The 25,495-nt window shown below is 59.5% G+C and carries 23 protein-coding genes, 1 other RNA gene and 1 pseudogene; 13 read left to right on the top strand and 12 right to left on the bottom strand.

Annotated features, from left to right (window positions below):
• Positions 1–40: 40 nt before the first annotated feature.
• Positions 41–2,014, bottom strand: coding sequence for a transketolase (gene tkt / locus EV281_RS24920; RefSeq protein ID WP_132656949.1), 1,974 nt, complete (start codon positions 2,012–2,014; stop codon positions 41–43).
• Between the two features lie 331 nt (positions 2,015–2,345).
• On the opposite strand from tkt, the gene EV281_RS24915 reads away from it, so the two are divergent.
• From EV281_RS24915 to ssrS, 3 genes are all read left to right on the top strand, one after another.
• Positions 2,346–2,621, top strand: coding sequence for a DUF4164 domain-containing protein (locus tag EV281_RS24915; protein ID WP_132656948.1), 276 nt, complete (start codon positions 2,346–2,348; stop codon positions 2,619–2,621).
• Positions 2,622–2,635: 14 nt separating this feature from the next.
• The gene (locus EV281_RS24910) at positions 2,636–3,013 is read left to right on the top strand and encodes a cell division protein ZapA (RefSeq protein WP_132656947.1); all 378 of its coding nucleotides are present in this window, start codon (positions 2,636–2,638) and stop codon (positions 3,011–3,013) included.
• Positions 3,014–3,072: 59 nt separating this feature from the next.
• A non-coding RNA gene (gene ssrS, locus EV281_RS24905) (6S RNA) lies at positions 3,073–3,232 on the top strand.
• 62 nt (positions 3,233–3,294) lie between these two features.
• Here the strand turns inward: ssrS and EV281_RS24900 are convergent.
• Both EV281_RS24900 and EV281_RS24895 read right to left on the bottom strand, forming a co-directional pair.
• The gene (locus tag EV281_RS24900; protein ID WP_132656946.1) at positions 3,295–3,852 is read right to left on the bottom strand and encodes a GrpB family protein; all 558 of its coding nucleotides are present in this window, start codon (positions 3,850–3,852) and stop codon (positions 3,295–3,297) included.
• A 49-nt stretch (positions 3,853–3,901) separates the two neighbouring features.
• Positions 3,902–4,798 (bottom strand): LysR family transcriptional regulator, encoded by an 897-nt coding sequence (locus tag EV281_RS24895; RefSeq protein WP_132656945.1) that lies wholly within the window; start codon positions 4,796–4,798, stop codon positions 3,902–3,904.
• A gap of 119 nt (positions 4,799–4,917) precedes the next feature.
• On the opposite strand from EV281_RS24895, the gene EV281_RS24890 reads away from it, so the two are divergent.
• Positions 4,918–6,111 (top strand): MFS transporter, encoded by a 1,194-nt coding sequence (locus EV281_RS24890; RefSeq protein ID WP_132656944.1) that lies wholly within the window; start codon positions 4,918–4,920, stop codon positions 6,109–6,111.
• 26 nt (positions 6,112–6,137) lie between these two features.
• A complete protein-coding gene (locus EV281_RS24885; RefSeq protein ID WP_132656943.1) occupies positions 6,138–6,968 on the top strand; it encodes an aldo/keto reductase in 831 nt (276 codons plus the stop codon).
• Positions 6,969–7,051: 83 nt separating this feature from the next.
• Here EV281_RS24885 and EV281_RS24880 read toward each other — a convergent pair.
• Together EV281_RS24880 and EV281_RS24870 are read right to left on the bottom strand one after the other, a co-directional pair.
• Positions 7,052–7,303: pseudogene (locus EV281_RS24880) on the bottom strand (hypothetical protein); the annotation flags it as partial.
• Between the two features lie 141 nt (positions 7,304–7,444).
• Entirely contained in the window at positions 7,445–7,777 is a 333-nt protein-coding gene (locus EV281_RS24870) for a metalloregulator ArsR/SmtB family transcription factor (RefSeq protein WP_132656942.1), read from the bottom strand.
• Between the two features lie 56 nt (positions 7,778–7,833).
• On the opposite strand from EV281_RS24870, the gene EV281_RS24865 reads away from it, so the two are divergent.
• The 5 genes from EV281_RS24865 to EV281_RS24845 all read left to right on the top strand — a co-directional run bounded on the left by EV281_RS24865 (position 7,834) and on the right by EV281_RS24845 (position 16,024).
• Entirely contained in the window at positions 7,834–8,316 is a 483-nt protein-coding gene (locus tag EV281_RS24865; RefSeq protein ID WP_132656941.1) for an SRPBCC domain-containing protein, read from the top strand.
• A 261-nt stretch (positions 8,317–8,577) separates the two neighbouring features.
• Positions 8,578–9,603 carry a phosphogluconate dehydrogenase (NAD(+)-dependent, decarboxylating) gene (gnd, locus tag EV281_RS24860; protein ID WP_132656940.1) on the top strand — a complete coding sequence of 342 codons (1,026 nt, stop codon included), beginning with the start codon at positions 8,578–8,580 and terminating at the stop codon, positions 9,601–9,603.
• 147 nt (positions 9,604–9,750) lie between these two features.
• A complete protein-coding gene (locus EV281_RS24855) occupies positions 9,751–11,826 on the top strand; it encodes a mechanosensitive ion channel family protein (protein WP_132656939.1) in 2,076 nt (691 codons plus the stop codon).
• 215 nt (positions 11,827–12,041) lie between these two features.
• Positions 12,042–14,648, top strand: a complete 2,607-nt coding sequence (gene mprF, locus EV281_RS24850) for a bifunctional lysylphosphatidylglycerol flippase/synthetase MprF (protein WP_132656938.1) — start codon at positions 12,042–12,044, stop codon at positions 14,646–14,648.
• A complete protein-coding gene (locus EV281_RS24845) occupies positions 14,645–16,024 on the top strand; it encodes an AcvB/VirJ family lysyl-phosphatidylglycerol hydrolase (RefSeq protein ID WP_132656937.1) in 1,380 nt (459 codons plus the stop codon). Before mprF ends, EV281_RS24845 begins: the two co-directional genes overlap by 4 nt.
• Here the strand turns inward: EV281_RS24845 and EV281_RS24840 are convergent.
• The 6 genes from EV281_RS24840 to ruvC all read right to left on the bottom strand — a co-directional run bounded on the left by EV281_RS24840 (position 16,021) and on the right by ruvC (position 20,379).
• Positions 16,021–16,584 carry a DinB family protein gene (locus EV281_RS24840; RefSeq protein ID WP_132656936.1) on the bottom strand — a complete coding sequence of 188 codons (564 nt, stop codon included), beginning with the start codon at positions 16,582–16,584 and terminating at the stop codon, positions 16,021–16,023. The genes EV281_RS24845 and EV281_RS24840 overlap by 4 nt on opposite strands.
• 112 nt (positions 16,585–16,696) lie before the next feature.
• Positions 16,697–17,209, bottom strand: a complete 513-nt coding sequence (locus tag EV281_RS24835; protein ID WP_132656935.1) for an NUDIX hydrolase — start codon at positions 17,207–17,209, stop codon at positions 16,697–16,699.
• A gap of 4 nt (positions 17,210–17,213) precedes the next feature.
• Positions 17,214–18,116: a metallophosphoesterase gene (locus EV281_RS24830; protein WP_132656934.1), complete on the bottom strand. Its 903-nt coding sequence runs from the start codon at positions 18,114–18,116 to the stop codon at positions 17,214–17,216.
• Positions 18,117–19,157, bottom strand: a complete 1,041-nt coding sequence (ruvB, locus tag EV281_RS24825) for a Holliday junction branch migration DNA helicase RuvB (RefSeq protein WP_165911959.1) — start codon at positions 19,155–19,157, stop codon at positions 18,117–18,119.
• 67 nt (positions 19,158–19,224) lie between these two features.
• On the bottom strand, positions 19,225–19,839 hold the full coding sequence (ruvA, locus tag EV281_RS24820) for a Holliday junction branch migration protein RuvA (RefSeq protein WP_132656932.1): 615 nt from the start codon (positions 19,837–19,839) through the stop codon (positions 19,225–19,227).
• 12 nt (positions 19,840–19,851) lie between these two features.
• Positions 19,852–20,379 carry a crossover junction endodeoxyribonuclease RuvC gene (gene ruvC / locus EV281_RS24815; protein ID WP_132656931.1) on the bottom strand — a complete coding sequence of 176 codons (528 nt, stop codon included), beginning with the start codon at positions 20,377–20,379 and terminating at the stop codon, positions 19,852–19,854.
• A 235-nt stretch (positions 20,380–20,614) separates the two neighbouring features.
• Here ruvC and EV281_RS24810 point away from each other — a divergent pair, with 235 nt between their 5' ends.
• The 3 genes from EV281_RS24810 (at position 20,615) to EV281_RS24800 (ending at position 24,531) form a co-directional block, all read left to right on the top strand.
• A complete protein-coding gene (locus tag EV281_RS24810) occupies positions 20,615–22,930 on the top strand; it encodes a methyl-accepting chemotaxis protein (protein WP_132656930.1) in 2,316 nt (771 codons plus the stop codon).
• A 7-nt stretch (positions 22,931–22,937) separates the two neighbouring features.
• Entirely contained in the window at positions 22,938–23,432 is a 495-nt protein-coding gene (locus EV281_RS24805) for an N-acetyltransferase (RefSeq protein WP_132656929.1), read from the top strand.
• Between the two features lie 97 nt (positions 23,433–23,529).
• Positions 23,530–24,531 carry an LLM class flavin-dependent oxidoreductase gene (locus EV281_RS24800; protein ID WP_132656928.1) on the top strand — a complete coding sequence of 334 codons (1,002 nt, stop codon included), beginning with the start codon at positions 23,530–23,532 and terminating at the stop codon, positions 24,529–24,531.
• Positions 24,532–24,601: 70 nt separating this feature from the next.
• On the opposite strand, the gene EV281_RS24795 is transcribed toward EV281_RS24800, so the two are convergent.
• Positions 24,602–25,348 (bottom strand): YebC/PmpR family DNA-binding transcriptional regulator, encoded by a 747-nt coding sequence (locus tag EV281_RS24795; protein WP_132656927.1) that lies wholly within the window; start codon positions 25,346–25,348, stop codon positions 24,602–24,604.
• Positions 25,349–25,495: the final 147 nt, after the last annotated feature.

Below are 25,495 nucleotides of genomic sequence, written 5' to 3'. Positions count from 1 at the left end.
TTACTGATATTAGACGAAGAAGTGCCCGAAGGCACTCCCATTAAAGCCTTGCTTCCGCAGCGGCAACGACGGCGTCAGCCGTGATGCCGAAATGTTCGAAGACCTTCTTTGCCGGACCGGAAGCGCCGAAGCCCTTCATGCCGACGAACGTGCCTTCCGGACCAATGAAGGCATCCCAGCCTTCGCGAACGGCGGCTTCGACAGCAATCTTGACCGGCGAGTTGCCGATGATGTCCTTTCGGTAGGCCTCCGGCTGGTCGAAGAAGAGTTCTGTGCAAGGAACGGAGACGACGCGGGTGGTGACACCCTTGCCTTCGAGGGTTGCGCGGGCGGCAACGGCAACTTCAACTTCCGAGCCCGAAGCGAAGATCGTGACCTTCGCGTCGGCGTTGCCGGCAAGCGTATAAGCGCCGAGTTCGCAGAGGTTCTTCTCATTATACTCGGTGCGGACCGTCGTCAGGTTCTGGCGGGTAAGGGCGAGAGCCGACGGATGATCCTTGCTCTTCATGGCGATCTGCCAGCATTCCGCGGTTTCAACCGCGTCCGCTGGGCGGAAAACACGCAGGTTCGGTACCGCGCGCAGGCCGGCGATCTGTTCGACCGGCTGATGGGTCGGGCCGTCTTCACCGACGCCGATCGAGTCATGGGTGAGCACGTGGATGACGCGGATGCCCATGAGCGAGGCGAGGCGGATCGGCGGACGGCAATAATCCGAGAAGATCAGAAAGCCGCCACCGTAAGGGATAAGACCGCCGTGCAACGCGATGCCGTTCATGGCAGAGGCCATGCCGTGCTCACGGATGCCCCAGTGCATGTAGCGGCCCTTGAAATCCGTCGGGGTGATGGAGACCATCTGGCTGGTCTTGGTGTTGTTCGACGGAGTCAAGTCGGCGGAACCGCCGAGCGTTTCCGGCACGAAACCGTTGATGACTTCGAGCGCGTCTTCCGATGCCTTGCGGGAGGCAATCGTCGGCTTGGTTTCGGCAAGCTTCTTCTTGTAGTCGTCAATGGCCTTGTCGAAACCTTCCGGCAGGTCGCCGGCAAAACGACGGGTGAACTCTGCCTTGGCCGGCGACTTGGCGAGCGTTTCTTCCCATGCCTTGACAATATTGTCGGAGCGGGTGCCGGCGGCGCGCCATGCGTCGAGGATGTCGGAGGGAACGACGAAGGGTTCGTATTCCCAGTTCAGCGCCTTGCGGGTGGCGGCGATTTCGTCGGCGCCGAGCGGGTTGCCATGTACCTTGTGGGTGCCTTGCTTGTTCGGAGCGCCGAAGCCGATGACCGTCTTGCAGGCGATGAAGGTTGGGCGGTCAGACTTGTGGGCGGCTTCGATCGCATCGGCAATGGCAGCCTGGTCGTGACCGTCGATCTCGATCGTATTCCAGTGAACCGCCTTGAAGCGGGCGATCTGATCGGTCGAGTCCGATAGCGAAACGGCGCCGTCGATGGTGATCGAGTTGTTGTCCCAGAAGAGGATCAGCTTGTTGAGCTTCAGGTGACCGGCAAGCGCGATCGCTTCATGGCTGATACCTTCCATCAGGCAGCCATCGCCGTTTATGACATAAGTATAGTGATCCTGCAGTTCCGGACCGAATTCCTCGCGCAGTTTGCGCTCGGCGATCGCCATGCCGACAGCATTGGCAATGCCCTGGCCGAGCGGGCCGGTGGTGGTTTCGATGCCCGTAGCATGTCCGTATTCCGGGTGCCCGGCAGTCTTGGAGCCGAGCTGGCGGAACTGCTTGAGGTCTTCAATCGACATGTCCGGATAGCCGGTCAAATAGAGCAACGAGTAGAGCAGCATCGAGCCATGGCCGGCTGACAACACGAAACGGTCACGGTTCGGCCAATGCGGCTTCTTGGGATCGAAGCGGAGATATTTGGTAAAGAGGACCGTTGCCACATCCGCCATGCCCATGGGCATGCCCGGATGGCCGGAATTCGCCTTTTCGACAGCATCCATGGAGAGGAATCGGATCGCATTCGCCATCCGATCGTTTTGTTCGCGTGAGGTCATGGCTTTTCCGCTGGTTCCAAGTTGGGATGGCCTCGAGCCTGCCAAGACCATCAATGAGAGCGGTCGAGACATAGCAGTTGGAACGGGCAAGTCAATAAAACGGACGGGGTTTGAAGGTCGGGTGCGACGATTTTTGACATTTGACCGTCAAGTTTTACAAAAGACGAATTTTGTGTGACAGACTTGTGTAAATCGTTCATCCACAGAATAGGGCGGGAGCGAGCCGGGTGGCTTTATTGACGCGCTCAAACCTAGCTGCGTATCCTTTTGAAAATATAGGGTCGGCTGTGGAAGCCGATTCGAGGGTCTTGTGCGGGGAACCGGAAGAGACATGACGCCTAACGGCAAAACCATCGAAGCGGCGCTTAAAGAGCTGAAACAGGCAATCTCGAGTCTCGAGAATGCGGTGGACATGCGTATCGAGCGCCAGCGCGAGCAGGGCGAGATCGAAGGCGAGGTTCGCCGCGTGCATGCCGACCGCTCGCGCCTTGCCCAGGAGCTCGACCAGGCGGAGTTCCGTGCAAACCGGCTGGAAGAGGTCAATCGCGAGGTTTCGCGGCGGCTGGTGACGGCGATGGAGACGATCCGCGCGGTACTTGACCGCTAAGAGGACTGGAAGACATGGCGCAGGTAACGGTAACGATCGACGGTAAGGCCTATCGCATGGCCTGCGAAGAAGGGCAGGAAGAGCACCTGACCGATCTGGCAGTCCGTTTCGACCGTTACGTCGGCCATCTCAAAGGGCAATTCGGTGAAATCGGCGATCTCAGGATCACCGTCATGGCCGGCATCATGGTAATGGACGAAATCTCGGAGCTGACACGACGTGTCGCCGGGCTGGAATCGGAGTTAGAGCTGCTCCGCAGCAACCGCGATACCGTGCTTGAGGCGACTGCCCGCACTGAGGAAGGCATTGCTGCGGCGCTTTCGGAAGTGACAAGCCGCATTCAGGGCATTACCGACAAATTGAATGGTCGTGCGCCCGCCGAACTCAATTAATTTGGGACAGCACCGCTGCCCCACTGGTGCGGCGAGATAAATGCCCCTATATTCTGCGACGCGGTCTGTGCTTCTCGACAGGAACAAATGAATCCTCGGGGCCATACCCGATCCTTAGGGAGCTGTCCCTGTCCGGGCTCGTGGGTCTGGACACACGGCACCCACCTACTTTCGTAGGCGCCCAGGATCGATAGTTTCCACCGGTTGTGTGGATCGCACTTTATTTCTTTGCTGGCGGGTTCTTCCTGAGCCGCGCCAATATCTCGCGACAAGCTCTGTTTTCAGTCGCCCGGTGGTTCGCTCCAGTCGGTGAGCTTTGCCCAGTCGTAGGCGCCTTCCATTATGATATCGAAGACCGGATCCTTGATGTCGTAATAGGCATCGACATTGTCAGGGAAATAGCCGGCGAGGCGTTGCTTGATCAGGGCGTAGGCGGCTACAGCCGTCGGATGAGCGCGCAAGAAATCCCGGCAGAGAAGCGGGTAACGCTGATTGAAGCGACCCTTTTCACGGACATGGATATTCGCAGGACGGCCCGTGCTTTTGAAAAACAGCTTTCTCAGCTCATATTCGGCCAGATCGACGCCCGGTGGGCAGTGATCGGTTGCGATCGAGCGGCTCTTGAACCCTTCCTTCTCGAACGCGGCTTCGTCGATCAGGTCAAGACTATCGACACTCACCTGAATATCGATGATGTCCTTTGCTGCTAGGCCTGGCACTGCCGTGGAGCCGATATGATGGATCACCGCGCCAGCGGGTGCTGCGCGCAGAAGGGCCCGCTTCAGGCCGAGGAAGTCGTCAGTCCAGCTTTGTCGTGGCGGATGGATTTCTATCGGCATGGAGCGCTTGCTATCTTTGGTCCGTGACAGAGCGATGAAGCTGGTCTCTTTAACGGATGTTCTTGCCCAGGAAATCGATGAAGGCCCGGATGCGGGCCGCGAGATGTTCGTGGCCGGGATAGACGGCGTGGATGAGCTCCATATCGTCAGGATTATAGGCTTGCAACACGGGCACAAGGGTTCCGGCATCGATATCCGGCTGCACATGGAATTGACCGACACGGGCGAGGCCGAGACCGGCCAGGCAAAGGCTGCGGGCGGTCGGCCCATTGTTTGTTTCGAAGTTGCCGAAGATAGGTCTTGAGAACCGGTCGCCGTTTTGCGGGTCGCGGAAGGGCCATTCCTCCGAGGCTGAGCGGAAACTGAAGGTCAGGCAATTGTGACGGTCGAGATCTTCAGGGTTTTCCGGCACGCCCTGCCGTTTCAGATAATCGGGCGAGGCCACGATAACGCGGCGGCTTTCGAGCAGCTTGCGCGCCTTCAGCGAGGAGTCGCGCAAGGCGCCGGACCGGATGGCGATGTCGGCGCGCTCGCCAACGATATCGATGATGCCATCGCTAAGCGCGAGGTCCAGATCGACTTCCGGATAGAGTTTCAGAAAATCCGGCACCAGCGGCACGATATAGCGAACCGCGAACGCGACTGAGCTGCTGACGCGCAAACGGCCGCGTGCCACGGTCGTGCCGCCGGCTGAGACGGCGCGTTCCGTTTCCTCGATGTCCGAGAGGATGCGACGGGAGCGTTCGAGATAGATTTCACCTTCCGGCGTCAGTTGCAGGGCGCGGGTGGTGCGGACCAGAAGGCGCGTGCCGAGACGATCCTCGAGCCGCGTGACGAGCTTGCTGACGGCAGAGGGCGAGAGCCGGAGCTTGCGGCCGGCTGCCGAAAAGCTCTGCAGTTCGGCCACTTGCACGAAGACATCCATCTCGCCAACGCGGTTGTCCATCCGCTTCCCATCTTGAATTCAATTCACAACTGTTGAGCCATTATAGGCTGTTATCGAGCAAGTGCGCCACGCCCATATTCCGGTTCGAACAAGAACCGCAATTCCATCGGGTCATTCTCATGCCTCTCGCACTCTTTGCACTGACGATCGCGGCTTATGCGATCGGGACGACGGAATTCGTCATCGTTGGCCTCTTGCCGACTGTTGCCAATGATCTCCACATCACTTTGCCGCTCGCCGGCCTCATCGTCAGCGTCTATGCGCTGGGTGTCACCTTCGGCGCGCCGATCCTGACGGCATTGACCGGGCGGATCGAGCGTAAGCCGCTTTTGCTCGGGCTGATGGCTCTCTTCATCGTGGGCCATATTATCGCTGCGCTCAGCCCCGGATATGAGGTGCTGCTGATCGCGCGTGTTGTCTCGGCTTTCGCGCATGGTGTTTTCTTCTCGGTCGGCTCGACGATCGCTGCCGATCTGGTGCCGGAAAACCGCCGCGCATCGGCGATTGCCATGATGTTCATGGGCCTGACGGTTGCCATCGTGACCGGCGTTCCGCTCGGCACCTTCATCGGCCAGACCTTCGGTTGGCGCACCACCTTTGCCGTCGTCGCCGGCCTCGGTGTCGTCGCCTTCGCAGGCATTGCCTTGCTGCTGCCATCAAACTTCAAGAAGGCTCCGCCTGCCAGCATTGGCGAACAGATCCGCCTACTCGCCACAGGCCGGCTTCTGCTCGTCTATGCGATGACAGCGCTCGGTTATGGCGGCACTTTCGTTGCCTTCACCTTCCTCGCACCGATCCTCGAAGAGATCACCGGCTTTGCCTCCTCAGCCGTCGGCCTGATCCTGATGCTCTATGGCGTGGCGATCGCTGTCGGCAATGTGGTCGGCGGGCGTATCTCGAACCGCGATCCGGTCAAGGCACTGACCTTCCTGTTCATCGCCCAGGCGTTGGTGCTGGTGCTCTTCGGCTTCACGGCGGTTTCGCCCTGGTTGACCATCCCGACGCTCGCCATTCTCGGATTCCTGTCCTTCGCCAACGTACCGGGTCTGCAGCTCTATGTCGTGCAATTGGCGCGCCAGCTGCGGCCGAATGCCGTCGATGTTGCCTCGGCGCTGAACATTGCCGCCTTCAACCTCGGTATCGCCATGGGCGCCTGGATCGGCGGCCTGGTGGTCGAGTCCCGATTTGGGCTCGGCGCGACGCCCTTCGTCGCGGCAGCGCTCGTCACGGTGGCCCTTGGTCTCACCATCCGGAGCGGTGCGCTTGACCGCCGCTCCGCTCCAGCCGCGGCTGTTGCTGGCCGCGCAGCTTGATCTCTCCCAGCCGAAAGGAAAGAAGCATGAAATTCGTCAGCGCCAATGGCGCCTCCATCCCCGCCCTTGGCTTCGGCACGTTCCGCATGCCGGGACCGGATGCCGAACGCATGGTCTCGCATGTGCTTGCCAACGGCTATCGCCATATCGACACGGCGCAGATCTATGGCAACGAAGCCGACGTCGGCGAAGGCATCCGCCGCTCGGGTGTTGCCCGCGGCGATCTCTTCCTGACGACCAAGGTTTGGGTCGAGAACTACCGGCGCGATGCCTTTCTCGCCTCGATCGATGAGAGCCTGAAGAAGCTGAAAACGGACCATGTCGATCTGTTGCTGCTCCACTGGCCAAACGAAACCGTGCCGCTTGCCGAGCAGATCGGCGCGCTGAACGAGGTGGCAAAGGCGGGGAAGGTGCGCCATATCGGTGTCTCAAACTTCAACACTGATTTGATGCGGAAGGCCGTCAGGTTCAGCAGCCTACCCATCGTCACGAACCAGGTCGAATATCATCCCTATATCGACCAGACGCCGGTCCTTCGCACGGCAAGAGAGCTCAATATGTCGGTCACTGCCTATTACGCCATGGCCGACGGTAAGGTGTTCAAAGATGCAGTGCTGCAGGAACTTGCCGCCAAGCACGGCAAATCGATCGCGCAGATCGTCTTGCGCTGGATCGCGCAGCAGGACGTGATCGTGCTTTCCAAAACTGTCTCGGAAGCGCGGGCCGAGGAGAATGCGGCGATCTTCGATTTTGCGCTAACGACGGAGGAAATGGCGGCGATCCACGCACTCGTCAAGGCGGATGGCCGCATCGTCAGTCCGGAAGGGTTGGCGCCGGTCTGGGATAAGGCAGCTTGAGGAGACGGACGCTTCGGCGCCCGTAATGATGTCTTCGAGTGGGGAAGATCGGCGGGCGGAGCGTCTGTTCCCGCCGATGCGGCTTACTTCTTCAGGCCCGGCAGGGTAACCTGATAGACTTGGAACATGGTATCGACATCGGCGCCGCCGTCACCTTTGTAAGCCGCGCCAACCTAGAAGCGATCCTGGGTGAGAAAGTCGTTGTCGTTGGCGATGAAGAGGAAATAGTCGTCGGGCAGATTCGGATCGAGAACGCTGGCGAGACCCATGGCTTCCGATTTTTCCGGCAGGTTGTTCTTGTCGTTCGGTGCGCCATTGTGCAGGCCCAAACGGCTGCCTGGTGACGGCGAGCAGTTCCGCCAGATGCTCCTGCCTCATGTTACGCAGCCGGCGCATGCGCCGGATCGTTGATCCTGAAATCGTCATGGCTGTTTCCTCGCCCCTGATCATAAGGGCGAGGTGCTCACCACAGCAAGCTATTGCGACGGGCCTTCGAGATCACTCTTCAGCCGGTCCAGAATAGAGAGTGCGTGGCCGGCATAGGCGCTGATCCAGCGGTCGTGGATCTGCTTGATCGGCAGGCTGTTCAGATGATTCCAGCGCTCCCTTCCTTCCTTTCTGGCTATCACCAGATCGGCGTCTTCGAGCACCTTCAGGTGCTGCATGACCGTGCAGCGGTCCATCTCCGGAAATGCATCGCAGAGCGCGCCTGTGGTGCGCGGCTCTTCTTTCAGAAGGTCGAGAATATCGCGACGGCGGCGATGCGCGAGCGCCTTGAAAATGGGATCGTCATCCGATTCGCTTGACATGTTATATTTTTATAACATAATCGCGGGAGATACAACGGAGAAGAGGAGGAAGTCGCATGTCCCTCAATATTCGCGTCTCGGGCCGCATCGGCCGGCCGGTGGCTGATGTTTTTGATGCAGTCGTCAATCCAAAGAAGCTGTCGAGCTACTTCACTACGATAGGCGGAGCGAGTGCGCCGCTGGTGCAGGGCACGACGGTGACCTGGTGGAAGGATGTACCGGTCGAGGTGGTCGAACTCGTACCCGACCGCAAGATCGTGCTGCGCTGGGATGGGGCCACGGACGAAGAGAAGAAGCCTTACAAGACCCTTGTGGAGATGAATTTCAAACCACTTGATGATGGTGGCACCATGGTGACCATCGCCGAAGACGGCTGGCGTGAGGACGAACCGGGGCGGCGCGGAACCTATCAGAATCTCGAAGGCTGGACGCAGATGTTCTGCTGCATGAAGGCCTTTGTCGAATACGGCATCAATCTGCGCGAAGGCATGTTCCTCAGCGAGATGCGCGGCGAGCAGGCCAAAGCGCAGGAAGGTTGAGCATCGATACCCTGATCCGGAGCGGCCGATGGCGCTGAGCCAACGTCGATCACGCAAAAGATATAGCCGCCGGTGAGGCGGCTATATCTTTTGGAAGGGTTGGATTTGCATTCCAAAGACGACAAATTGCCAAGGGCGAAAGGTACCGCCTGCGCCAGATGCAATAGATGCATTCGCCTTTGTGACAGAGACTTCGCTTGCCTGTCTCAATGCCGGTGCTAGTTTCCGGAATCATATCGATTAAATCCCAGGAGATTTCAGATGCAGCTTGGCATGGTTGGTTTGGGCCGTATGGGCAATTACATGGTCCAGCGCTTGATGCGGGGCGGCCACGAATGCGTGGTTTATGACGCCCGGCCGGAAAGTGTCGCCGAGCTCGTCGGCCTCGGAGCTGATGGCAGCGCTTCGCTCGAAGAATTCGTTTCGAAGCTCGCTCGTCCGCGCGCCGTCTGGCTGATGCTGCCGGCCGCCATCACCGACAAGGTCATCGCGTCGATCGTTCCGCTGCTGCATGACGGCGATATCCTGATCGACGGCGGCAACTCCTATTATCATGACGATATCCGCCGTGGCGCGGAGCTTATCACCAAGGGCATTCACTATGTAGATGTCGGCACCAGCGGCGGCGTCTTCGGCCTCGAACGTGGCTATTGCCTGATGATCGGCGGCGAGAAGGGTATCGTGCAGCATCTGTCGCCGATCTTCGCAACGCTGGCGCCGGGCAACGGCACCGCGGAAGCCTCGCCGAACCGCACGCCGGAGGCTGCGGCTCTCAGCACCGCCGAGCAGGGCTTCCTGCATTGCGGCCCACATGGTGCCGGCCACTTCGTCAAAATGGTTCATAACGGCATCGAATACGGTCTGATGGCCGCCTATGCAGAAGGCCTCAACATCCTGAAGCACGCCAATGTTGGCGCCCTGACGCATGAGGCGGATGCGGAGACTGCGCCACTCGCGCACCCGGAATATTATCAGTACGATTTCAACCTGCCGGAAATTGCCGAAGTCTGGCGCCGCGGCAGCGTCATCACTTCTTGGTTGCTCGACCTGACGGCCGATGCCCTGCACAAGGATCCGGCCCTTGCGAAATATGCGGGTCGCGTCTCGGATTCCGGCGAGGGCCGCTGGACGATCATGGCTGCCATCGACGAAAGCGTGCCGACCCCGGTGCTGAGCGCCGCACTGCACGGCCGCTTCTCCTCGCGCGACCAGGATGAGTTTGCCAATAAGGTGCTTTCGGCCATGCGTGCCGGCTTCGGCGGTCATGTCGAAAAGCCACACAAGTAAGCGAAGCTCATTCGTTTTTATATCAGCCGCCGGCTTGCAATGTTCGGCGGCGTTCTTTTGGCCGGCAATCAGCTAGATCGTTAGTTCGTCTGGCTTTTCCGCAGCGGCGCTTGCATAAATGCCTGACGTGCAAAACCGGAGGCGGGTATGGGGCGAATTTCTGCGATCGGCATCTGTGGCATCCTGATGCTGCTCTCTCTTTTCAGTGCCGTTTATGCACAGACGATACCGGCAGGTTCCTCCGAGGTTGCGCCGCCGCCTGCCCAGGTGCGGCAGATGATGGAACTGATGCAGACGCCCGAGGTCAAGCAATGGATGGCGACGCAGATGGCGGCGCCTGCAGCTTCCGCCGGTAACGACCAGGAAATGTCGATATTGTCCGGCCGCCTGCAGCACGCGCGCCAGCATATTGCGATGGTTTCCGGTGCGGCGATGACGCTGCCCTCCGAGGTCGCACGTGCTTCATCGCTATTCCTCGGAGAATTGAGTGCGGCTGGTCCGCTCCGGATGGCCGGGCAATTTCTCGCCATTCTCGTCACCGGCTTCATCGTCGAAATCCTGGTGCGGAGGGCGGTACGTGAAAGGCGGGAGCGGGCAGCGCAGATGACCGGCACGCGGCTTGCCGCGCGGGTCATTCCTGCCATTGTCTTCGGCCTCGCAACGGGCCTCGCGTTAATCAGCTTCAGTTGGCCGCCGGTTAGCCTGAATATCGCGATCGCAATTGCCATTGCTGTCGTTGCCCAGCGTTTCGCCGTTTCTATTGGCGGAGTCATCGTCGATCTCGTTACGCTGCCACGCGGGGAGGGTGAGACTGTTGCTGTCGATCCGGCCGTCGCACAATTCTGGTTCCGCCGCTGCACGCTGTTTGTCATCTATTTTGTTTTCGGCTGGGTTATTCTCCAATCAATGGAGCCGCTCGGCTATTCCATGGCCGCGCGATATCTGATCGGTTATGTACTTGGCATTGGCCTTTTCCTGATTGCCACGGAGGCGGTCTGGTCCCGGCCGGGCAATGAGACGCGGCGCAGCCATGCCGTTACCTGGCTGCTGACTCTTTATTTCATGCTGCTCTGGGGCATCTGGGTATTGAGCTTCGACTGGCTTCTATGGGTCTGCATCTATCTGCTGCTGCTGCCAAGGGTGCTTGCCGTCTCGACGCTCGCAGTCAAATCCTTCCACCAGGCTGAAGCAGGTTTTCTCGCCAAACGCCGCATCGCGACCGTGTTGCTCGATCGCGGCGTCAGGGCTTTGATTATCGCCTTTGCAGCCATCTGGCTCGGTCGTATGCTCGGCGTTGAAACGGCCACGATGATGATGTCGAACGAAACGATGATCGATCGGGTGGCCCGCGGTATCATTGGCGGTATCGTCATCCTGCTCGCGGCCGATCTGCTCTGGCATCTGGTCAAGGCCTATATCGACGGCAAACTGCTTGATTCTCCCGTCGATGGCACGATCAATGACGAAGAGAAGGTCAAACGCGCCCGTCTGCAGACGCTGCTGCCGATCTTCCGCAACATCCTTGCAGTCGTCATTGTCGTGATCGCCGTCCTGATGGTGCTTTCGGGCCTCGGTATCGAAATCGGACCGCTGATTGCCGGCGCCGGTGTCGTTGGCGTCGCCGTCGGTTTCGGCGCGCAGACCATCGTCAAAGACGTCATCAGTGGCATGTTCTACCTTTGGGACGACGCCTTCCGGGTCGGCGAGTATATCGAAAGCGGCAGCCACAAGGGCGTGGTCGAGGCCTTTAGCCTGCGTTCCGTAAAGCTTCGCCATCATCGCGGGCCACTGACGACGGTGCCCTTCGGTGAACTTGGGGCAGTCAAGAATCTCAACCGGGACTGGACGATCGACAAGATCAGCCTGAACGTGACCTACGACACCGATCTCGTGAAGACGAAGAAGATTATCAAGCAGATTGGCCAGCAGCTGCTCGATAACCCGGAGTGGGGGCCGCACATCATCGAAACGCTGAAGATGAAAGGCGTGGAACAGTTCGGTGAATTCGCCATCGAGATCCGGCTGTCGATGATGACGAAGCCCGGCGAGCAGTTCGTCATCCGCCGCAACGCGCTGGCGATGATCCGCAATGCCTTCAAGGAAAATGGCATCCAGTTCGCGGTGCCGACGGTGCAGGTTTCCGGCGAACGTGAGATCGATGCGAGTGCCGCTGCAGCGCGTTACGCAGCACAGGCCCATGCCGGGGGTGAACCGGCGGCCTGATCTTTCCAAATATCTATCGGCGGCGAGGACAGGCTTACGAAAATGCAATGCATTCAGGCCTGCGTGCTGCGCAAATTTGCCCCAATTGAGTATGAAGGAGGCGGCAAGTGCGCGGGTATAGATAATCGCAACAGGGTTCATAGAGCTTGCATGTTGCTTATGTTACGTCTTTCGAAAGAGATTCCCGCCACGCTGGCAATTGCGACAGGTACGAAATGTCGGGTCACGACAAGTTGGAAGAGAATTCAGAGACGGAAGAAGGCTTTTCGCCAGGCGCACTTTTCCGACGCTATCGCACACAGCTGACGGCTCTCGCCACGCTTCTCATTTTCTGCCTCGTCGGCTACGCGATCATGCAGTTGACGAATGAGGTCCGCTACGACGACGTGGTGGAGGCGCTGGCGGAAACGCGGCTAAGTTCGATCCTGCTCGCCCTGTTCTTCACGGCCCTGAGCTTTCTGGCGCTCGTCTTCTACGATATCAATGCCATCGACTATATCGGCAAGCGTCTGCCCTTCCCGCATGTCGCGCTCACGGCCTTCAGTGCCTATGCGGTCGGCAATACAGCCGGTTTCGGGGCGCTGTCGGGCGGGGCGATCCGTTACCGCGCCTACACGCGCCTTGGGATTTCGCCTGAAGATATTGGCCGCATCGTAGCTTTCGTCACACTTTCCTTCGGCCTCGGGCTGGCGGCCGTGGCGGCAATCGCGCTCCTAGTCATCGCCAATGAAATCGCGCCGCTGATCGGCGTCAGCAGTCTGTGGCTTCGTCTTATCGCGGCTGCCATTCTGGCGGTTCTCGGCTCTCTCATGGTACTCGGCCGCGAGGGCCAGGTTATCGAAATTGGGTCGGTTACTCTCCGCCTGCCGGATTCGCGCACCTGGTCGCGTCAGTTCCTGGTGACCGCGTTCGATATCGCGGCTTCCGCCTCCGTGCTCTACGTGCTCTTGCCTCAAACGGCGATCGGCTGGCCGGTGTTTCTGGCCGTTTACGCGATTGCCGTCGGGCTTGGCGTGCTCAGCCATGTGCCGGCGGGCCTCGGCGTTTTCGAGACCGTCATCATCGCGTCGCTCGGCAGCGCGGTGAACATCGATGCCGTTCTCGGCTCACTGGTTCTTTATCGCCTGATCTATCACGTTTTGCCGCTGCTGATCGCAATACTCGCGGTGTCGGCAACCGAACTTCGCCGCTTCGTGGATCATCCGGCTGCCTCCAGCGTGCGGCGTATCGGCGGGCGGCTGATGCCGCAGCTTCTTTCGGCGCTGGCGCTGCTTCTCGGCGTCATGCTGATCTTTTCGAGCGTGACGCCGACGCCCGATCAGAACCTGGAATTTCTCTCCAATTATCTGCCGTTGCCAATTGTAGAAAGTGCACATTTCCTTTCCAGCCTGCTCGGGCTTGCACTTGTCGTAGCGGCGCGGGGCCTTGGCCAGCGGCTTGATGGCGCGTGGTGGGTAGCAGTATTTTCCGCCGTTGCTGCCCTGACACTTTCGCTGCTGAAGGCGATCGCTCTTGTCGAGGCAGGCTTCCTGGCCTTTCTGGTCTTCGGCCTGTTCGTGAGCCGTCGGCTCTTTACTCGCCATGCCTCGCTTCTCAACCAGGCCATGACGGCGTCCTGGCTGACTGCGATCGCCGTGATCGTTGTCGGCGCAGTCGTCATTCTGCTCTTCGTCTACCGCGACGTGGAATACAGCAACGAACTCTGGTGGCAGTTCGAATTTGCGGCCGAGGCGCCACGCGGTCTGCGTGCTGTGCTCGGCATTACGATCATTTCCTCTGCTATCGCCATTTTCAGCCTGTTGCGGCCGGCAACTTTCAAGCCGGAGCCGGCCGATGCGGAGGCGGTGCGCCGCGCCGTGGAAATCGTCGAGAAACAGGACAGTGCGGACGCCAACCTCGTGCGCATGGGCGACAAGTCCATCATGTTTTCAGAAAAGGGCGACGCTTTCATCATGTATGGCCGGCAGGGCCGTTCATGGATCGCGCTGTTCGATCCGGTGGGTAGCCATCATGCTGTGCCGGAACTGGTCTGGCGCTTCGTGGAAGCGGCCCGCGCTGCGGGCTGCCGCGCCGTCTTCTACCAAATCTCGCCGGCGCTGCTTTCTCATTGCGCCGATGCCGGCCTGCGCGCTTTCAAGCTCGGTGAATTGGCGGTGGTCGATCTTCGCACTTTCGAGATGAAGGGGGGCAAATGGGCGAACCTGCGCCAAACTGCGAGCCGCGCCCAACGCGACGGTCTGGAGTTCTCCGTTGTCGAACCTGCCGGTATTCCGGCAATCATCGACGACCTCTCGGCCGTTTCCAACGCGTGGCTTGAGCATCACAATGCGAAGGAAAAGGGCTTCTCACTTGGCGCATTCGATCCTGACTACGTGATGTCGCAGCCGGTCGGCGTTCTCAAGAAGGACGGCCGGATCGTTGCCTTTGCCAATATCCTCGTCACTTCGGCAAAGGAGGAGGGGACGATCGACCTGATGCGTTTCTCGCCTGATGCGCCGAAGGGTTCCATGGACTTCCTGTTCGTGCAGATTATGGAGTATCTGCGCGGCCAAGGCTTTAAGCATTTCAACCTCGGCATGGCTCCCCTTTCAGGCATGTCGAAACGCGAGGTGGCGCCCGTCTGGGACCGTATCGGCGGTACGATCTTCGAACACGGCGAGCGCTTCTACAACTTCAAGGGGCTTCGCGCCTTCAAATCCAAGTTTCATCCGCACTGGCAACCGCGCTATCTTGCGGTCTCCGGAGGGGGCAATCCGATGATCGCATTGATGGATGCGACGTTTCTGATCGGGGGCGGATTGAAAGGGGTAGTGAGAAAATGATGAAAAAGTACCTGTTTGCTGCATGCATCAGCATGCTTGCGGCCATGCCGTCTTATGCTGCCGACGAAACCACTCAGAGCTTCGAGACCGGCCTTATCCCTTCGCCGCATATCTTCCTGCCTCAGGGCGAGGTGAAGGGCGCCGTCTTTCTGATTTCCGATGCGGCCGGCTGGGGCGACAATGAAAAGACTGAGGCCGACCGCTTGGTTTCGCAAGGCTCTGTCGTCGTCGGCATCGATTTTCCCTCCTATTTGGAAGCGTTGAACCGCTATGACGTCAGCCTGAATGACGGCTGTATCTATACGGTCTCCGATATTGAATCGCTCAGCCAGCAGGTGCAGCGCGCCGCCGGTAACAGTCCCTATCACCTGCCGATCGTTGCCGGCATCGGCGAAGGCGGCGCACTGGCGCTCGCTATCGCTGCGCAGACGCCAGATGCGACGATTGGACAGACCTTTGCAGTCGATCCGCGCGCGGGTATTCCGCTGGCCAAGGAACTCTGCACGCCGGCCGCAAAGCAGGTGGTCGGAGACCGCAGCATCTATGGGCTCACCGACGGTGCGCTTCCGGACCCGATCATTGCCACCTTCACGCCGAAGGCCGACAAGGATGGTCGCGCTCATGTCGAAGATCTCAAGAAGACGCATGATGCCATCGACATCCGCGAATCCGACGATGATGCGCAGACGGTATTTGCCGACACGCTCGACGACCTGGTGACGGCTTCGGGCGCTTTCGACAATCCGCTGGGTCTGCCGCTTGCCGTTCTCGACACCAAGCCGAACCTCGACACGATGGCGGTGATCTATTCCGGCGATGGCGGCTGGCGTGATATCGACAAGGAAGTGGGGGGCATGCTCCAGAAAGAGGGCATTCCCGTCGTCGGTATCGACTCGCTGCGCTATTTCTGGACGGAGCGAAAGCCGCAGGAAACGGCCGATGATCTTTCGCGCATCATCGACTTCTATCGCAAGCAGTGGAAGGTCAAGCGCGTCCTGCTGATCGGCTATTCGTTCGGCGCGGATATCGTGCCCGCCACCTATCAGCTTTTGAAGCCGGCGGAGAAGGCGGCAGTGGCGCAGATTTCGCTTCTGTCGCTGTCGCACCAAGTCGATTACGTCATTTCCGTCATGGGCTGGCTCGGTCAGAAGACTGAGGGTGCGGGCGGCGATCCTATCAAGGATCTCAAGGGTTCCGATCCGAAGCTGGTCCAGTGCATCTATGGCAAAGATGATGACGACGATGTCGCTTGCCCCGCCGTCAAAGATGTCGGCGGTGAGGTCATCGAACTGCCGGGCGATCATCACTTCGATGAGAATTACGATCTTCTGACCAAGACGATCATCGATGGCCTGAAGGAGCGGCTCAAGAGCTAACGCATCAGCCGCTCTTCGCTCCATCCGAGGGCAGCGATCTCGCCGCCCCGGAACCTCGCATCGTCATCAACGATAAATTCATCGAGCTGCGGTGGCGCAACGCTGCTGCCAGACAGCATGGCATGCACCTGTCCTCGATGGTGCGTCTGATGCTGGAAGAGATGGCTCAGCACGTCCTCCCTACGCTCACGCTGGACGCGACCGTCGCGCTGAAGCTCTATAGTCGAGACGAGTTTTTCCGGCGTCAGCGTTTCGCAGACGGTAACGAGGCGCTGGTCAACTTTCGCCTGCTCCGCGGAGAGTGATCGGAGATCGTCAAAAGGTTCTTCGATGTCGAAGGCGCGAAGGCCGAGCGTGCCACCTTCGAGACCATCGACATAGAACCAGTCGACTGTGAGGATATGGTTCAGCGTCGATTTGATCGACGGAAAAAAGCTTGTGCGTGTCGCCTCGAATTCACCCGGCTTGAGGGCTGTGCAGGCGGCGAGAAGCCGGTGGTTCGCCAAAGCATTGTTATAGGCGAGCTTTCGGAATATGCGACAGGGATCGAAACTCGGCATGGCATCTCCTCCTTGAAGCATTGCCGATTTCTTCGAAGTGCGGAAATGCTTTACCACTTTGTTTTCACGCAATTCTGGATACTGGCCGCTCCATAGCTTTGCCGGAGTTGCTTTAGTCTTTGTCGTCGAGATCGCCGTCGCGCCAGACCAGGTGCCGGGGCGAGGTCGGCAGGTTTTCGATCTCACCGGCGATGAAATAGGGCGGAATATCGAGCTCAGTCAGGGCCTGGAATGTTGCAGACACCCATTTGAATTCCAGGTGATTGTCACCGTCCTCGACCCGATGAATGATCTCATCTGTGTGGAACGGGAATTCCTGCGGGATTTCCATGAGATAGTAGAAGCCGAGTTCGTGCCAGTCGCGACCTTCGTAATGGAAGAAATTCTCGACGCTCCAGAGCAGGCGTCCGACAGTCACTTCGACACCGAGTTCCTCCATCATTTCCCGCTTCAGCGTTTCCTCCGAGGTTTCACCAATTTCGGCGCGGCCGCCTGGAAAAGTCCAGAAAGGTTCGTGAACGGCGCGATGGACAAGCACATGCCCGTCGCGAAAACCGAGCCCGGCGATGCGGTAGTTGAAGCGATGGCTGCCTGCATTGAGGCGAACGACGGTTCTCTTGGACATGATATTATCCGAGATCGATGACCACTATCTCCGGCGGAACGCCGAAACGCACAGGCGCGATGGAGCAGCCGAGCCCGCCGGAAACGATGATGTTTCGGCCGTTCTCAACAACATGGCCATAGGCGTAACGATCGCCATAGCGTGAGGGCACGACCGGCGAATAGCCGAGAAAGCGGATCTGCCCTCCATGCGTATGGCCAGATAGAGTAAGCGACACTCGCTCGGGCACGCGCGGAAAAATATCAGGCTCATGAGCAAGCAGAACAACGGGTGCGTCATCGGAAATCTGCTCAAGCGTTCCTTCGAGATCATCGAGACCCTGGATCTGGCTGCGGCCTCGTTTCCTGCTCGGCAGGAGCGCCAGTTGGTCTTCCAGCCCCGCCAGCCAAAAGCCATGCCCGTCCTTTTCCAGCCGGATGACGCGATTGCTGTAGACGGGAATACCGGCCTCGGCCAAAGCCCTATGTCCGAAAGTATCGCCCCCGCCATTCCTCTGCGCGGTCTTGTCCTCCCACCAATCATGGTTGCCCATGATCGCGTGGACGCCGAGCGGGGCTCTAAGCGTCGCGAGCGCCTTTGACCACTCACTGGAATGAACATGACCCGTCACCATATTCATGCCGGCCGCATAGTCGCCAAGCAGGACCGTAATGTCGCCCTTCAGCTCGTTGGCACGGGCACAAATCGAGGCGATGCGGGCCGCCGACATCCAGGGTTCGCAGGCGTGGAAATCAGCCAATGCGACAAGCCGCAGCTTCAGGCCGGACGTCCATCCCGGCGGGGTTAGGGCATAACGAGAAACTCTCAATCGGGCCAGCGGCTCATAGGCGAAGGCATATCCGCCGAGTGCCATGAGGCCGGCAAAACTGCTGCCTGCCAATTTGAGAAAGCCGCGCCGGCTGATCAATCAATCGTCCTCCCGGAACAGCCCGAACTGTGCAGCCTCCATATCCTTCGGTGGCTGCATGCCGAGATGTTTCCACGCGATTGCGGTGAGAACGCGACCACGCGGTGTGCGCTGGATGAACCCCTGCTGGATCATGTAGGGCTCGATAATATCCTCGATCGCATCCCGCGGCTCGGAGAGGCCAGCGGCAATGGTTTCGATACCGACCGGACCGCCGCCGAAATTCACGGCGATCATGTTGAGATAGCGCTTGTCGAGCTGGTCGAGGCCCATATTGTCCACCAGAAGGCGGGTTAGCGCCTCGTCGGCGATCTCGCGGGTGACGGCCTCGGCTCTGGCAACCTCGGCGAAATCGCGTACGCGGCGCAGCAGGCGTCCTGCGATGCGTGGTGTGCCACGGGCACGCCGCGCGATCTCGCGGGCGCCATCATCCGTCATGGCAAGGCCCATCAGGCGGGCGCCGCGGCGAACAATGAGTTCCAACTCTTCCACGGTATAGAAAGAGAGGCGCACCGGAATGCCGAAGCGGTCACGCAACGGCGTGGTCAGCAGGCCGAGGCGGGTGGTGGCGGCAACCAGAGTGAACTTCGACAGATCGATCTTCACCGAGCGGGCGGCCGGGCCCTCGCCGATAATGAGATCCAGCTGGAAATCTTCCATCGCCGGATAAAGGATTTCCTCGACCGCCGGGTTGAGGCGGTGGATTTCGTCGATGAAGAGCACGTCGCGCTCTTCGAGGTTGGTCAGCAGAGCAGCCAGATCGCCGGCCTTCGCGATGACAGGGCCGGAGGTCGAGCGGAAGTTGACGCCAAGCTCCTTCGCCATGATCTGCGCCAGCGTCGTCTTGCCAAGGCCGGGCGGGCCGACGAAGAGAACGTGGTCCAATGCCTCGCCTCTGTTCTTGGCCGCTTCGATGAAGATCTTGAGGTTGGCGCGCGCCTCCGCCTGGCCGGTGAACTCGTCCAGCGATTGCGGGCGCAACGTGGTATCCAGGTCTTCGCCACGCTTTTCCGGCGTTATCAGGCGGGCATCAGTCATCAGGCATTTCCGTTCAAAGCTTGCTCAAGTCCATACACTAAGCGGCCGCCATTGACACCCTGCCGGAGCGTCAACGCGAGAGCTCCCTGAGGCCGAGGCGAATCAGTTTGGCGCTGTCTGCATCTTCTCCGGCGGTCTTCATGGCGGCGGCAACTGCGTTGGCAGCCTGGTCGCGGGAATAGCCGAGATTGGTCAGCGCCGAAACAGCGTCGGCAACAGGGGCGGCGGCCACGCCTTCGCCGATCTCCTGCTTGAGGCCGATATTGATCGCCTCGCCGGCAAAAGCGGGAGCCTTGTTCTTAAGTTCGGTGACGATGCGCACAGCGACCTTGGGGCCGACGCCCTGAGCGCGGGAGACTGCGGCCTTGTCCTGCAGAGCAATCGCATTGGCAAGTTCGGGAGGCGTCAGTGCCGAGAGCACGGCGAGCGCCACCTTGGCACCGACCCCCTGAACGCTCTGCAGCAGATTGAACCATTCGCGTTCGAGCTGGGTCTGGAAGCCGAAGAGCTTCAGCTGGTCCTCACGCACGTAGGTTTCGATGAAAAGTACGCAGGCCTCTCCAACGGAGCCGAGCTTAGAAAGCGTGCGCGCCGAGCAATAGGCGACGTAGCAGACGCCATGCACATCCACGAGCACATAATCATCGCCGATCTCGTCTATCGTGCCTTTCAGCTTGCCGATCATGATCTTTTTCCGTCAGGGATGGGTTGCGGGAGTGTCGGCTATGGCCTGGCGCATGCGGTTTCCGCCGCGGTGATGGGCGTGACAGATGGCGATCGCCAAGGCATCGGCGGCGTCATTGCCCTTGAACTCCGCCTTCGGCATCAGGATCTTCAGCATCATATGGATCTGCTGCTTCTCGCCATGGCCGACGCCAATGACGGTCTTCTTCACCGCGTTGGGCGCATATTCAGATACTGGAAGACCGGCACGGGCCGGCACCAGCATGGCGATGCCGCGGGCCTGGCCGAGCTTCAGGGTTGCCACCGCGTCCTTGTTGACGAATGTCTGTTCCACAGCGGCTTCATCCGGCTTGTAGGAATGGACGACATCGGCAAGGCCGTCGTGCAGCTGGCAGAGGCGTGAAGCAAGGTCCATGTCGCCATCTGAAGTCACTGTCCCCGAGGCAACGAAGCGCAGCGAATTGCCGAGCGTATCGATGATGCCCCATCCGGTGCGGCGAAGGCCGGGATCGATACCGATGATGCGAATCGTATTTTGCATGGTTCACCCTATAGCGGAGGCGGAATAAGTGCCATCGATATGTGAACAAAGCGAAAACACACCTGGTTTTCGCGCGGCATTTACCGCGAATTAAACCGGATGCACGAATTCTAATCCATCAAATGCGAGAGAGGCCCGCTTCCTAAAGAGCTCAAGGCCTCCGATGTTCTGTTTACAGGTCGGCCGGACGGGGATTTCCCGACCGGCAGTGCCGTTCCGGAAGGGTTCGTTTTTCATGGCTCAGAGATTTCAGTCCCTGTCCTTCAAGGTGATCGCCACCTTCATCCTGCTGACCACGCTTTCGGTCGCAGTGATCAATATCCTTGCCTACTTCGCCAGCAGCCGCGTTTCCGACCAGCAGGCCCTGAAGGCGAAGGAGAGTGTGCTGATCTTCCGCGGCGATATGTTGCAGGATCAGCTCGCACAGCTCGAAAATCAGGCGACCTCCATTGCGCGCATCGAAGCGCTGCAAATGTCGATCACCAATCTGAAGAGCGGCTGGAAGACGATGGAGAAAAGCTCCGGCGATGCGCGGGGCGAACTGAAGAAGGTCTTCATCACAGACAACCCGAATCCGGCCGACCAGCGCGAAAAGCTCGTCAAGCCCGAGGGGCCGAGCGGTTTCTACTATTCGAGCCATGAGAAAACGCAGGGCGAAGTGGCCCGCGACCTCGCCGACACCGCCTTCAACGATCTCCTGATCGTCGATCTCGACGGCACGGTGCTTTATTCCTACAAAAAGAACGACGACTTTGCCGAAAACCTGAAATCGGATGCCTGGAAGTCGACCGGTGCCGGCATCGCCTATGCCAAGGCGATCGAAAATACCGCCAAGGCGACTGACGATTCCGCGCCGACAGCCTTCTCCGGTCTGCGTGTCGACGCGAAGAGCGGCAAGTCGGCGATCTTCTATGCAGTACCAATCGTCAAGCTCGGCCAAGCGAAAGGCCTGATGCTGTTCAAGGTGCGTGACGATATCGTCACCGGTGTTCTAGTAAAGGGTATCGTGTCGGGAAGCACGGCCCAGGCGGCGATCATATCGGCTGACGGTTCGGCTGTCGGTCTCAATGCATCCGGCCAACTTGCAACGCTCGATACAGCCCCCTTCACGTTTATCAAGGATGCACTTGCGACCGCGGCGATGACGGTTGCAGATTTCGACCGTGCCGATGGGTCGGCGCGCGCCTATGTGCGCGGCATCGACTATCGCGGCGACCGTTTCCTTGTCCTTGAGAGCGTGCTGCTCAGCGAATTGAATGCCGGCTCCATCGAGATCGCCACGTTGCTGACGTGGATCGGCATCGGCGTTCTGATCGTTATGGCCATTGCCACGGGGCTCATCACCAACCTCCTGTTCTCTCCGCTCGCCCGTCTGGCTGGTGTGACCCGGGAAGTGGCTGACGGCAAACTGGAAGTCGAGATCGGCAGTCAGAAACGCAAGGATGAGATCGGCACGATGGCCAAGGCGCTTGATCGTTTCAAGCAGTCGCTGATCGAAGGCCGTCAACTCGAGGCCGCGAGCGAGCAGACGCGTGCGCGTGCCGAAAGCGAGCGCCAGCAGAATCTTGCGCAGCGCGAGGCGGAAGCTCGCAGCCTGCAGAAGGTCGTCGCAGCGCTCGATGATGGGCTTCATCAGCTGGCGAGCGGCAATCTTGCCTATCAGATCGAAACCCGTTTCCCAGGCGAGCTCGAAAGCCTGCGCGTGAACTTCAACGAGGCGCTGGCAACACTCAGCGAAACGATGATGGCGATCGGCGGGAATTCCATGGCTGTGCGCGCCGGCTCGGAGGAGATGCGCACGGGTGCGGATGAACTGGCCGGCCGCACCGAGCGGCAGGCAAGCTCGATCACTGAGACGGCCAACGCAATCAGCGCGATTACCCAGTCGGTGCGCGTACAGATCGAACGGGCCGAACAGGCTGAGCGGATCGCCCGCGACGCCAAGAAGGAAACGGTCGGCTCCAGCCAGATCATGCGCGAGACGATTGCGGCAATGGAAGCGATCCAGGCCTCTTCGCGCCAGATCAATACCATCATCTCTGTTATCGACGATATCGCCTTCCAGACTAACCTGCTGGCCCTGAATGCTGGCGTCGAAGCAGCGCGCGCCGGCGAAAGCGGTAAGGGTTTTGCAGTCGTCGCCATGGAAGTGCGCGAGCTCGCGCAGCGCTCGTCGAGTGCGGCCAAGGAAATCTCCAGCCTGCTGCAGAAATCCACGCATGAGGTCGAAAGCGGTGTGGCGCTGGTCGAAAGGGCGGGGGTGGCGCTCACCGGCATCGGCGGCCATGTGGAGGCCATCAACGGCCAGATCAACGAGATCATGGAATCCACCCGCGAGGAGGCCGATACGCTGCGACAGATCAACAGCTCGGTCGCCGAACTCGATTCCATGACCCAACAGAATGCTGCGATGGTCGAGGAGACGACGGCTGCGATTCATCGTTTGGCGACCGAAGCTGTAGAAATGGACCGCCAGCTCGGCAACTTCACCCTTGCTGAAGGATATCAGCGGCACAGCGCCGAGGTGCGCCAGCTGCGCAAGCGGGCCTGATCGCATCATGCTGATCCGCTTCGAAAGGCCCGAGGATGCGGATGCCATTCACGAGCTGACGTGGGTGGCATTCGAGCCGATGCCTTACAGCAACAACACTGAAGCGCGGATCGTCAGGGATCTTCGCGCGTCGGGTGATCTGACGCTGTCGCTGGTCGCGGAAGAGAGTGGAGAGATTGTCGGCCATGTCGCGTTCTCGCCGATCACCGTGGGCGACATCAGGCATGGATGGTATGGGCTCGGGCCGATTTCGGTAAAGCCGGAGCGGCAGAGACAGGGGATCGGTAGAGAGCTGATCCTGAAAGGCCTCGATCTGTTAAGAGAGCGGGGTGCCTTCGGCTGTGCGCTGATCGGCAATCCATCAGTCTATCACGGCGTCGGTTTCGAGAGCGATGGAAAGCTGACTTATGGCGATCTCGACACGCACTACGTTCAGCGGATTGTTTTCAGGGGATCGCCGCCATCAGGCGCATTGAAATTCTCACCGGCTTTCGACGAATGACAGCCATTCCTTGCGGCGGCTTTTGTTAGCTGCGATTTGGAATAGCGCTACAGCGAACCTACATAAACCGCACTTCCATATTGCGCGGCAGGTTTCCATGGTTCCCTTTTCCATTCTCGATCTTTCCCCTGTGGCAGACGGCACGACCATCAGCCAATCCTTCGCGGCGTCGAAGCGTATGGCGCAGAAGGCGGAGGAATTCGGCTACACGCGTTTCTGGATGGCGGAGCATCATGGCATGCCAGGTGTTGCGAGTGCAGCGACGTCAGTCATTCTCGGGCAGATCGGGGCGGTGACGAAGACGATCCGTATCGGGTCGGGCGGTGTCATGCTGCCGAACCACGCGCCGCTTGTTATCGCCGAGCAGTTTGGCACGCTGGAAGCACTGTTTCCCGGCCGCGTCGATCTCGGCCTTGGCCGCGCACCGGGCACGGACATGCGCACGGCGCAGGCGCTGCGTCGAAACCTCGATGCCGGCGCAAACAGTTTTCCCAATGACGTGGTGGAGCTGCAGCAGCTTCTCGGAACACCAATCGAAAACCAGGCGATCCTTGCCGTACCTGGCAACAACTCGCACATCCCGATCTGGCTGCTTGGCTCCAGCCTCTACAGCGCCCAACTCGCAGCCATGCTCGGTCTGCCCTTTGCCTTCGCCTCGCATTTTGCGCCCGATATGCTGCTCGATGCGATCGCAATCTACCGCGACCGCTTCCAGCCCTCGACCGAGCTCGACAAGCCCTATGTGATGGTCGGTGTCATGGGTGCCGTTTCCGAGACGGACGAGGAGGCGCAGTATCACTTCACCTCGGCCCAGCAACAGTTCGTCAATCTGTGGCGCAATGTGCGAGGGCCTTTCCCGCGGCCGGTCAAGGATATGGATGCCTTCTGGTCGCCGATGGAAAAGATGAATGTGGAGCACACGCTGCGTTATGCCGTGGTCGGTTCGCCGGCTACGGCCGAAGCCCAGCTCAATGAATTCCTGAAGGAGACGCAAGCGGATGAGGTCATCATCTCCATGCCCATCCACGATATCGAGGCGCGGTTGAAATCTGTGGAGCTCTTTGCCGGGCTTAGCAATTTTATGCGGGCCGCGGCCTAGTCGCCGTGATATGCCGGCAAACAAAAACCCGGCGGAATGGCCGGGTTTTTCGCTTCCATATCCTGATGGCTTAAGCCGAAAGCTTGGCCAGAACTTCTTCGGAGACTTCGAAGTTCGAGTAGACGTTCTGAACGTCGTCATCGTCTTCGAGCGAGTCGATGAGCTTTAGAAGCGACTGGGCTCTTTCTTCGTCGACGGGGACATTGTTCTGCGCGCGCCAGACAGCCTTTACGGTCTCAGCTTCGCCGAGGGAAGCTTCGAGAGCTTTGGCGACTTCGCCGAGCGATTCGAAGGCGGTCGTGATGTAATGGCCTTCCTCGTCGGTCTCGACGTCATCTGCGCCGGCTTCGATCGCGGCTTCCATGATCTTGTCGGCATCGCCGGCAGACAGCTTGTAGGTGATTTCGCCGACATGATCGAATGAGAAGGAAACCGAGCCGGTTTCACCGAGGGCGCCACCAGCCTTTGTGAACATCGAGCGGACGTTGGAGGCCGTGCGGTTGCGGTTGTCGGTCAGGGCTTCAACGATGATCGCCGTGCCGCCCGGGCCGTAGCCTTCATAGCGAACTTCGTCGTAGTTCTCGGTGTCGGCGCCGGATGCCTTCTTGATGGCGCGGTCGATATTGTCCTTCGGCATCGACTGGGCCTTGGCGTTCTGGATCGCCAAGCGCAGGCGGGCGTTCATCGAGGGATCAGGCAGACCTGCCTTGGCGGCAACGGTGATTTCGCGCGCGAGTTTGGAGAACATTTTCGACCGCACGGAATCCTGCCGGCCCTTGCGGTGCATGATGTTTTTAAACTGTGAATGGCCAGCCATGGCACCCCTGTTCACGTCTCATTGTTCGGAATGGGCCGCCTTATAAGATCGGAAAGGGCGATATTCAAGGAAAAAGCAGCCATTCGGCCCTGCCCCCATAGCTTGGCAGGCGGCGGAACAAAGCCTGAGAGGCGACGTTTTCAACCG

Origin of the sequence: Rhizobium sp. BK418, assembly GCF_004341105.1 — a bacterium.
GTDB lineage: Bacteria > Pseudomonadota > Alphaproteobacteria > Rhizobiales > Rhizobiaceae > Rhizobium.
This window is presented reverse-complemented; position numbering and strand designations above follow the sequence as displayed.

Bases quoted from the DNA above. Each gene is read 5' to 3' on its own strand.
- tkt (WP_132656949.1), bottom strand. From the start codon at position 2,014: ATGACCTCACGCGAACAAAACGATCGGATGGCGAATGCGATCCGATTC.
- EV281_RS24915 (WP_132656948.1), top strand. From the start codon at position 2,346: ATGACGCCTAACGGCAAAACCATCGAAGCGGCGCTTAAAGAGCTGAAA.
- EV281_RS24910 (WP_132656947.1), top strand. From the start codon at position 2,636: ATGGCGCAGGTAACGGTAACGATCGACGGTAAGGCCTATCGCATGGCC.
- EV281_RS24900 (WP_132656946.1), bottom strand. From the start codon at position 3,852: ATGCCGATAGAAATCCATCCGCCACGACAAAGCTGGACTGACGACTTC.
- EV281_RS24895 (WP_132656945.1), bottom strand. From the start codon at position 4,798: ATGGACAACCGCGTTGGCGAGATGGATGTCTTCGTGCAAGTGGCCGAA.
- EV281_RS24890 (WP_132656944.1), top strand. From the start codon at position 4,918: ATGCCTCTCGCACTCTTTGCACTGACGATCGCGGCTTATGCGATCGGG.
- EV281_RS24885 (WP_132656943.1), top strand. From the start codon at position 6,138: ATGAAATTCGTCAGCGCCAATGGCGCCTCCATCCCCGCCCTTGGCTTC.
- EV281_RS24870 (WP_132656942.1), bottom strand. From the start codon at position 7,777: ATGTCAAGCGAATCGGATGACGATCCCATTTTCAAGGCGCTCGCGCAT.
- EV281_RS24865 (WP_132656941.1), top strand. From the start codon at position 7,834: ATGTCCCTCAATATTCGCGTCTCGGGCCGCATCGGCCGGCCGGTGGCT.
- gnd (WP_132656940.1), top strand. From the start codon at position 8,578: ATGCAGCTTGGCATGGTTGGTTTGGGCCGTATGGGCAATTACATGGTC.
- EV281_RS24855 (WP_132656939.1), top strand. From the start codon at position 9,751: ATGGGGCGAATTTCTGCGATCGGCATCTGTGGCATCCTGATGCTGCTC.
- mprF (WP_132656938.1), top strand. From the start codon at position 12,042: ATGTCGGGTCACGACAAGTTGGAAGAGAATTCAGAGACGGAAGAAGGC.
- EV281_RS24845 (WP_132656937.1), top strand. From the start codon at position 14,645: ATGATGAAAAAGTACCTGTTTGCTGCATGCATCAGCATGCTTGCGGCC.
- EV281_RS24840 (WP_132656936.1), bottom strand. From the start codon at position 16,584: ATGCCGAGTTTCGATCCCTGTCGCATATTCCGAAAGCTCGCCTATAAC.
- EV281_RS24835 (WP_132656935.1), bottom strand. From the start codon at position 17,209: ATGTCCAAGAGAACCGTCGTTCGCCTCAATGCAGGCAGCCATCGCTTC.
- ruvA (WP_132656932.1), bottom strand. From the start codon at position 19,839: ATGATCGGCAAGCTGAAAGGCACGATAGACGAGATCGGCGATGATTAT.
- ruvC (WP_132656931.1), bottom strand. From the start codon at position 20,379: ATGCAAAATACGATTCGCATCATCGGTATCGATCCCGGCCTTCGCCGC.
- EV281_RS24810 (WP_132656930.1), top strand. From the start codon at position 20,615: ATGGCTCAGAGATTTCAGTCCCTGTCCTTCAAGGTGATCGCCACCTTC.
- EV281_RS24805 (WP_132656929.1), top strand. From the start codon at position 22,938: ATGCTGATCCGCTTCGAAAGGCCCGAGGATGCGGATGCCATTCACGAG.
- EV281_RS24800 (WP_132656928.1), top strand. From the start codon at position 23,530: ATGGTTCCCTTTTCCATTCTCGATCTTTCCCCTGTGGCAGACGGCACG.
- EV281_RS24795 (WP_132656927.1), bottom strand. From the start codon at position 25,348: ATGGCTGGCCATTCACAGTTTAAAAACATCATGCACCGCAAGGGCCGG.